The organism is Actinomyces sp. MRS3W, assembly GCF_032465695.1.
In the GTDB taxonomy this organism is placed as follows: Bacteria; Actinomycetota; Actinomycetes; order Actinomycetales; family Actinomycetaceae; genus Actinomyces.
The window spans coordinates 1-8,330 of sequence record NZ_JAWDJJ010000092.1; the positions used below are offsets into that span (position 1 = coordinate 1).

An 8,330-nucleotide genomic window follows, 5' to 3' on the forward strand; every position below is an offset into this window, starting at 1 on the left:
GTTCTGGCTCTGGGCACGCCCGGCGTACTCGTCCTGGGAGGGGGTGACCTCTCCTCCGCAGGCCGTCAAGCCCGCCGTGGCCAGGACGACACCGGTGGCGGCCAGGGTCCGCCGGGCGCAGGCCGTGACGTGGGGCTGACGCGGGGCTGCCGGGACGCGGCTCATGCCTGCTCCTCCTCGTCGCGCTGAACGTGCGTATCCGAGGTCGCGGGCTCGTCCTCGGCGGGCGCATCCTGGCCGAAGTCGAGCATGTCGTGCGCGCGGCGTCCCGCGGCGGTCGTATTGATCTTCTCCCCCACCAACCGGCCGTGGTTGAGCAGGATCTGACGCTGCCCGCAGGAAGCGACGTGGGCGTCGTGGGTGACCACAATGAGGGTGGTGCCCGCCTCATGCAGGCGGCGGAAGATATCCAGGACGAGCTGCTCGTTGGCCTCGTCAAGGTTCCCGGTGGGCTCGTCGGCGAGCACCACCTCGGGGTGGTTGATGAGTGCCCGGGCAATGCACACGCGCTGCTGTTCTCCACCGGACAGTTGGGAGGGCAGGTGGTGGGCGCGGTCGGCGAGCCCCACATTCTCCAGCGCTGCCAGTGCCTCCTTCTCATCGGTCATGGAGTGGTAGTACTGGGCGACCATGACATTCTCGATGGCGGTCAGGTGCGGGATGAGGTGGAACTGCTGGAACACCAGGCCGATGACGTGCTTGCGGATGTCGGTGAGTTGGGCGGCGTTGAGCTTGCCCAGTTCCCGCCCGCCTAAGAGGACGGAGCCGCGGGTGGGGGTGTCCATGCAGCCGATGATGTTCATGAGGGTGGTCTTACCGGAGCCGGAGGAGCCCACCACGGACAGCCACTGTCCGCGGGGCACGTCGAGGCTGAGGTCGTCGACGGCGTGCAGCTCCCCGTAGATCTTGGACACGTGCCGCAGTTCAAGCAGCACCTCGGCGTCCTCGCGGGTCTGCGAGTCGGTGAGCATGTCGGTCATGTCATTCCTCTCTGAGGACGAGCGCGGGGTCGATGCGCGAAGCGCGGCGCACCGGTGAGTAGGAGGCGACGACGGCGACGAGCGCCGTCAGCAGCACGGACAGCGCCGCCAGCCACGGCGAGAAGCCGATGGGGCGGTCGAATACCCCCAGGCCCACGGCCAGTGCCAGAACGTAGCCCACGGCGGTGCCGAGGATCCCACCGATGAGCCCCAGCAGGGCAGCCTCGGTGAAGAACTCCGTCGCAATGGAACGAGCGGACGCGCCCAGCGCCTTGCGCAGGCCGATCTCGTTGCGGCGCTCGGCAACGACGACGGTCATGGTGGTGGACACCCCGACCAGGGTCAGTCCGAGGACGACCACCGCCACCACCCAGAACAGGGTGTTGAGCATGGTGATAATGCGCGTGTCCCCGCTGGAGATCTTGGCCACCGGTCGAGCGGATACGCGCCCGGCAGCATCGGAGTCGTCGACGGCGGCGGCGACTTCGTCAACGCCGGCCACTGAGGTGTCGATGGAGAACTCCACGACGTCGTAGCCGGCGTCGGCGGTGGAGGTGAGGGACTCAAGCGCGTCGGTGGGGACGTAGACGTTGTCGTCCTCCTCCCCGCCGGTATCAACGATGCCGGCCACCTGCCACTGGGCCTGTCCCGCCGCAGTGGCGTCGGAATCGGCGGCCTCCGCGTCGGAATCGGCGGCCTGGGTGGCGGTGGCGCCGACGGAGGCGAGGTTGTCGCTGGACAGGTACTCGGCGTTGACGGTGGAGCCCACCGAGAGCCCGGCGGCCTCGGCCACATTGAGGCCGATGAGTACCTGTCCGCTCTGCGGCCAGTCGCCCTCGATCTCCCAGTGGCCGTTGAGTGCGCGCACGGCGTCCACGTCGATGCCGGCCAGCAGGTAGGGGGAGCGATTAATGCGGATGGTCTCGTACCGGTAGGTGGCCGTGGCCAGCTGGTCGGGGGTGGTGCCGGTGGCCTGGGCGACGGCGGCATCGACGGTGGCCAGGTCGGTGTCGGTGATGCGCACCGTCTGGGCGGAGGAGCGGGCGGCAGCGCTTGCAGCGTCTGTGGGCTCTGCGGCGGCTGCGGTCTCGGAATCCGCCTGCGGTGTGGCTGTCTGCTGGGAGTCGACCGGGAGCACGATGAGGTTGGCGCCGTACTGGCGCATCTCGGCGCTCATCTGAGCGGGGACGGCCAGGCAGATCGCCGCCAGGCAGAACAGGGTGGCGGCCCCCACCATGGAGGAGCCAATGGCAGCCAGGGCGCGGGAGCGGCGCCGGAAGGTGGCGCCGATGAGCATGGTGGCGAACATGCGCCGGTTGGTCATGGGGCGGCCGTGGGCACGGCTTCGATGCTGCTGTTTCATGTTCTCCCCCTCACCGCTTGTGCAGAGCGGTCGCGGGCTGAATCCTCAAGATGGTGCGCATGGAGGAGGCGGTGGCGGCCAGCAGCACCAGCGCGATGAGCACGACGACGAGCACGTACACCATGGGCCGCATGGTGATGGAGGAGTCGAAAACCACGTGCCCGATGAGTTGGGCGATGCCGGATCCGGCCACGGCGCCGACGGCGGTGCCGAGCAGACCAATGACGGCGGTCTCGGCGAGAATGAGCCGGTTAATGGAGGCCGAAGAGGCGCCGACCGCCTTGAGCAGGGCGAACTCGCCGGTGCGTTCCACGAGCGAGGCAGTGGTCAGGGAGGCAACGGCCAGCACCGCCGCCAGCAGGCTCAGCGCGGTCATGAGGATCATGAGGGCCTGGGTCTTCTCCAGCACCTTCCCCTCAACGGCGGCGACCTGACGCACCTGCTTGGCTACGGCGCCGGGCATGACCTCCTCAATCTGGTAGGTGATGGAGGAGGCGTACGCGGTGCAGTACCAGGTCTCCCATTCGGCGGCGGACAGCACGTTGGGGTTGCGGGCGGCCTTGCGCGATAGGTCGTTCTCCGGGGTGGTCAGGGCCTTGACCTCGACCTCCTCGACCTGGCCGACATGCCCGGTGAGCTCCTGGACGATTCCCAGGGGGGCATAGAGGGTGTTGTCGTCATCGTCACCGGAAGTGTAAATCCCGGTGACGCTCAGGGTCCGCTCCCCCGTCGCCGTGGTGAGCGTGAGGGTGTCGCCCACGCCCACGCCGAGGCGCTGTGCCAGGGCGGAGCCGACCACGGTCTCGTCGGCGTCGTCGGCGGGCCAGGCGCCCTCCAGGGTCCACCAGGAGCGCAGCGTGGTCACGCCTGCGGTGGCGGACTCCCCGGTCGGCAGGGACAGCTCCTTGTCGAACCAGGTACCGGTGACGGTCAGGTCCTCGGCCGTGGCCTTCGATGAGGTCACGTCGACGTGCCCGGTGAGCTTGGCGGTGAAGTCGACGATGTTGTAGGCCCAGAAGATCGTCTTGATGCCGGCGACTTCCTCCTCGTCAATGAAGGCGGTGGCCTCGGTCTCCTCGGTGGTCTCATACAGGCTGGAGACCACGGCGTCGGCCTTGGGCTTGACGACGATGTTGGAGCCGTAGGCGGTCAGTTCGGCGTTGAGCTTGTCGCCGACGTCGAACACGACGCCGAGCATCGCCACCGAAACGGAGGCGCACAGGGCCACGGTCAATCCGATGAGGGAGCGGCGCCACAGCTGGCGGGTGAAGGAGCGGTGCAGCAGACGGGCGAAGAACATGTCAGGCGAATACCTCCGCGGACTCCTCCAGGACCGAGTTGGCGACGGTGACGGCGCCGTCGGAAACGGTGAAGTCGATGGGGATGGGGTTGCAACCGCCCTTGAAGCCGATGGTGGCGATGTTGATGGCGACGTCGCAGCGCTTGCAGATGACCTTGCCGTCGGCCTCGTAGTAGCCGGAGGGGCCGCAGGCCTCACAGGCGTCCAGCCCCACGCCGTAGGCGCCGCCGTTCTTGAGGATGACGATGAAGCGCACCGCCGTGCCGTCGCTGGCCGTGTATTCGAAGCGGTGCAGGTGTCCGTCAGCGAGGGTGGCCGCGGGGATGACGACGGCGTCGTCCGCCGTCTCGTAGGGCTCCGGGTCGGACAGGGTGGGCACCTCGTTGACCTTGGCGACGGCCACGGTGCGGGTGACCACGAGCAGGGCGAAGCCGGCGGCGGAGGCGATGACCCAGCGGCGCGATCGACGCCGCTCGGCGCGTAGCGCGCGCGTGCGGGCCGGATTGGCCTGGGCGGGGGCGCGCCCGATGACGCGGAGCAGCGCCGCCGCCATGGGCACCAGCCAGATGGCGGCGGCGGTGAGCAGGACGATGCCGCCGGCGTTGTTGGTGGTCCAGGCCATGAGATGGAAGGCCGCGGAGTCGAGGCGGATGACGTGGGTCGATTGCAGGATCCGCACCAGCTGCACAGCGTGGATCGCTGTGAAGACAATAATGAAGCCGAGCAGGGTCACCCGGGTCAGTCGCACCGGAGCACGGCGGGCGGCGCGGTAGTACAGGAAGGCGAGCAGCGCGACGGCCACCCAGCCGCCAACGAAGCCGAGCACCCGCAACAGCATCTCGGAGGAGAAGGTCGCCTCGCCCGGTTCGATGAAGGCGGTCAGCTGGAGGACGACCTCGGGAATGGCGCGGAAGAACGCCAGGGCAATGGCCAGGCAGGCACTGGCCTGGGCCACGGCTCCCAGGCGGCCTTCGGCACCCCAGGTGCGGCGGCGCACGAGCAATGTCAGTACCACGATGAGCGCCAGATCGGCGATAACGCACGCGATCAGGGTGGGGATGTTGACCGAGGTGCGGCGGGTCAGGATGGTGGTTTCCCGCAGGATAACCACGACCAGGGCGGCGGTGGTTCCGGCCAGGGCGGAGCCCAGTCGCCAGCGGCTGGAACGCGGCCAACCCTCGACGACGGCCGGTGTGAGCAGCACGGCCAGGGCGGCGTACAGCAGGAAGGGCAGGGTGGCCCCTCCGACGACGGAAACGAAGCGCTCCAGCACCTGTCGTTCTCTCCTGTCCCTGCAGTGATCGGTGATGTGGTTCGGGGCGGTATGCCCCGGGTGTCAGCCGCGCCGTATCCCCGACCCGCACCGAGGCGGGCCGGGGATACGGGCGTGAGCCATGGGCGACGCCGGCGAGTCACCCTATCCGGAGTGGCGTCCTGCCAACGCGGTCACTATTGAAGCGTCTGGTCACCACTCCATGGGGGTGTAGTCCCAGTCCCAGGTCAGCTCAATGGGCTCGGTCCAGAAGCGGCCCTCAACCCCGGTGTCGGGGTCGGTGTGCAGCACCCAGCCGTTCTCCTCGGGGCTGTGGATGGTGATGGTGACCGTGTACTGGCCCGCCTCCTCCAGCGCAACGTTCGCCCCGTAGTGCGGGCCGTCGGAGGCGTTCATCTGCATGAAGGTGCCTTCGACGGCCTCGCCGGAGCCGTCGGCGGGCGCGATGGAGTAGTCGACGGTCAGGCCGGGGACGAAGTCGCCGGCGCCGTAGCCGAGGGTGTTCTCGGGCAGGGCGCTGACGTCGGCCTCAATGTGGAAGCTGGCCTTGGAGGCGGCCAGACCCGCCGCCCCGGCGGGCTCCATGTCCACCGGCTGGAAGTAGACGAGGTTGACGCTGATCTGGCCCTCGGCCTCCTGGTCCACCTGGGCGTCGTTGACGTTGAACTCTTCAAAACCGGTGTCGCTGGCGCCATCGTCGGCGGCAGTGTCATCCGCAGCGGCGGCCGTCTCGGCGGTCGAGGCCGAGGTGTCGGCCGCGTCGTTGGAGGAGCAGGCAGCCAGGCCGAGGGACCCGGCCAGGACGAGCGCGCCCGCGACGCTGACGAGCTTAAGGGATCGCATGGGGTCTTTCCTTTGCGGTTGGGGGTGTTCTTTGTGGACAGTCCAGGCCCATTCAGTCGGCGTCGGCGGCCGTGACGGTCCGTGCGGCGTCGACGCGGCGGTGACGCAGCACGGACAGGATCGACAAGACGATGACGACGACGGCCATGAAGACCTGGAACAGAAGGGTTTCCCGGTAGGGGTACAGGCCCAGGTAGTCGTACGTGGGCCACCCCTCGACGTAAGTCGCCGGGATAATGTCGCCCTCGATGAGGGCGTGGGCGCCGCCGCCGGCGAAGATGACGACGAGGACGGCCATGAGGAAACTCGTGATGGCGAAGAAGGGCCGCAGCGGAATCCTCACACTGGTGAAGCGGATGAGCAGGAAGATGACCACGAGTACCACCACGCCCGCGGCGAAGCCCTGCCAAATGCTGGCCGAGCCGCCGGGATCCATGGTGAACAGGGCCTCGTAGAACATGACGGTTTCGGCGCCCTCGCGGAAGACGGCGAGGAAGGACAGTGAGGCGAGTGCCCAGAAGCCGCCGTTGGAGATGGAGGCCTCGGTCTTGTCCTTGATGTAGCGGTTCCAGGAGGCCACCGAGGACTTCGAGAGCATCCAGTTGCTGGTGAACAGCAGCATGACCATGGCGATGAGCGCGACGATGCCCTCAAGGATCTCCTGGTGGGCGGAGGCCGAGTCGTACAGCCAGGCGAACAGCAGCGCCACCACCCCGGAGCCGGCCAGGCCCAGGGCGATGCCCGCATAGATGTACTTGATGCGGTTGTGCATGCCGGCCTTGACCAGGTAGGCGATGACGGCGGCAACCACGAGGATGGCCTCCAGCCCCTCACGCAGCAGAATGAGGAACGCCTGTCCGAAGGAACCGGTGAGGAAGGCCTTGATGGGGCTGATGTTCTCCGCCGCCCCGCCGTCGAGGGTGGCGGCGTCCTCCTCGAGGTAGCTCTTGAGCAGGTCGGCGTCGGCGGTGATCTCCTCAATGTCGCCGCCGCCCACCATGGCCTTGCGCACGACCTTGAACTGATTCTCCACCTCGGAGACTCGGCTGCCGGAGATGGCGGACATGACGGTCTTCTCAAATCCGAGCTTCTCGTAGTAGCCGTAGTAGGCGTTGTTGACGTCGGCGGCGCCGCCCTCACGATCGCCGGCGGCGGCTTTCTTCACGCCGGAGTCGATGAGCTCATTCATCTCGGCGGCGACCTCGGTCCAGGTGCGCTCGCCGCGTCCCTCGTTGACGCGGGTCTTGTTGGCTTGGAGCTCGGCCCGCTCGGTGGCGATGGCGGCGGCCTGATCGGCGGCATAGGTACGCGGGTCGGCCAGATCGTCCAGATCGTCGAGTTGGCCGGCCGTATCGGTCAGGGAGTTGGACAAGTCCGTGACCCCGGTGGTGATGGTGTCCTCATTGCCGGCGGCGTAGGCGGCCTGTCGCAAGTCGGTGAAGGCCTGCCGCTGCTCCGTCGCCACGTCCGCCCCGAGGCGGTCGGTGGTGACGACTTGCAGATTGGAGGCGACGTAGCCGGAGTTGTATGCGCGTTGGAAGGCGGCTGCAGCCCCCGAGGTGTCGCCCGCCGAGTAGGAGTCGGCGGCAGCGTCCAGCTCGGTGGAGATGGCCTGGGCGACTGCGGTCCAGGAGTCGTAGTCCGTGTCGGTTTCATCCGCCCGGGCCGTGCTCCCCACCCCGCTGAGCAAGGCGGTCAGCAACAGCAGTGCCGCTCCCAGTGCGACGACGGCGCGCACCGGCTGGGGCGCGCGGCGTTCTTGGCGGGTGGCGTTGGGCATGCGGGCGGATCCTTCACGTGACGAAAGGGCAGCCAGACCTTCCAATAGGTAGGTGAGGCAGACCTGTATCTGAAAGACTAGGCTCACATATTTGGATACGTCAAAGTCTGGCGCATCGCCGCCTGACGGACCGTCATGATCGGATGGGCGGCATCGGGCCAGGTCAGGGAGGGTTGATGCAGTCACCAAGCCCCGCCAACGCTCTCGCGCACGCCTGGGAGCTGGAGGCGACCGGCTGTCGCTGGACGCTCTATACCCGTTCTCGCCTGCCCGACACGCTGCGCCGCGAACTCGCTGACCGGATCGACGCCTTCGAGAACGTGTGGTCGCGCTTCCGCCCGGGATCGCTCGTGAGCCGGGCGGCGGCCGGGAGACTCCCCCGCGACGCCGACGGCTCCGTCAGTCTGGCGCTGCCACCAGGCTCGGGGGCGCTGCTGAATCTGTATGACCGACTGCACGCCGCCACCGGCGGGCGCATCGACCCGCTGGCCGGGGCGGATCTGGTCGCGCTCGGTTACGACCCCGACTACAGCTTCGTGGTGCACGACGGCACCGCCCACCGCCTGGGCGCGGCGGGCGGCCGGGCCGCCTGGTCGCAGTGGGCGCGGCACGAGGAGGACCGGCTGACGCTGCGCGAACCGGCGCTGCTGGACATCGGTGCCGCCGGCAAGGGTTTCCTCGCCGACCTGCTCGCCGGCTGGCTGCGCGAGGCCGGCTGGGAGGAGTACCTCATCGATGCCAGCGGCGATCTATTGGTGCGCTGCGCCGAACCGGTGCGCATCGGGCTGGAG

The 8,330-nt window shown here is 68.2% G+C and carries 7 protein-coding genes; 1 reads left to right on the plus strand and 6 read right to left on the minus strand.

Going from position 1 to position 8,330, the window contains the following annotated elements:
- Positions 1–161: 161 nt before the first annotated feature.
- From RWX45_RS02665 to RWX45_RS02690, 6 genes are all read right to left on the minus strand, one after another.
- Positions 162–980 carry an ABC transporter ATP-binding protein gene (locus RWX45_RS02665; RefSeq protein ID WP_410050664.1) on the minus strand — a complete coding sequence of 273 codons (819 nt, stop codon included), beginning with the start codon at positions 978–980 and terminating at the stop codon, positions 162–164.
- 1 nt (position 981) lies between these two features.
- Positions 982–2,343 carry an ABC transporter permease gene (locus RWX45_RS02670; protein ID WP_316022242.1) on the minus strand — a complete coding sequence of 454 codons (1,362 nt, stop codon included), beginning with the start codon at positions 2,341–2,343 and terminating at the stop codon, positions 982–984.
- Between the two features lie 10 nt (positions 2,344–2,353).
- The gene (locus tag RWX45_RS02675) at positions 2,354–3,643 is read right to left on the minus strand and encodes an ABC transporter permease (protein ID WP_316022243.1); all 1,290 of its coding nucleotides are present in this window, start codon (positions 3,641–3,643) and stop codon (positions 2,354–2,356) included.
- Position 3,644: 1 nt separating this feature from the next.
- On the minus strand, positions 3,645–4,916 hold the full coding sequence (locus tag RWX45_RS02680; protein WP_316022244.1) for a DUF2318 domain-containing protein: 1,272 nt from the start codon (positions 4,914–4,916) through the stop codon (positions 3,645–3,647).
- Positions 4,917–5,108: 192 nt separating this feature from the next.
- Positions 5,109–5,759: an iron transporter gene (locus RWX45_RS02685; protein ID WP_316022245.1), complete on the minus strand. Its 651-nt coding sequence runs from the start codon at positions 5,757–5,759 to the stop codon at positions 5,109–5,111.
- Between the two features lie 52 nt (positions 5,760–5,811).
- A complete protein-coding gene (locus RWX45_RS02690) occupies positions 5,812–7,539 on the minus strand; it encodes an FTR1 family protein (RefSeq protein ID WP_316022246.1) in 1,728 nt (575 codons plus the stop codon).
- 176 nt (positions 7,540–7,715) lie between these two features.
- Between RWX45_RS02690 and RWX45_RS02695 the strand changes: the two genes are divergently transcribed.
- A partial coding sequence (locus tag RWX45_RS02695) for an FAD:protein FMN transferase (protein ID WP_316022247.1) occupies positions 7,716–8,330 on the plus strand: 615 nt, incomplete at its 3' end.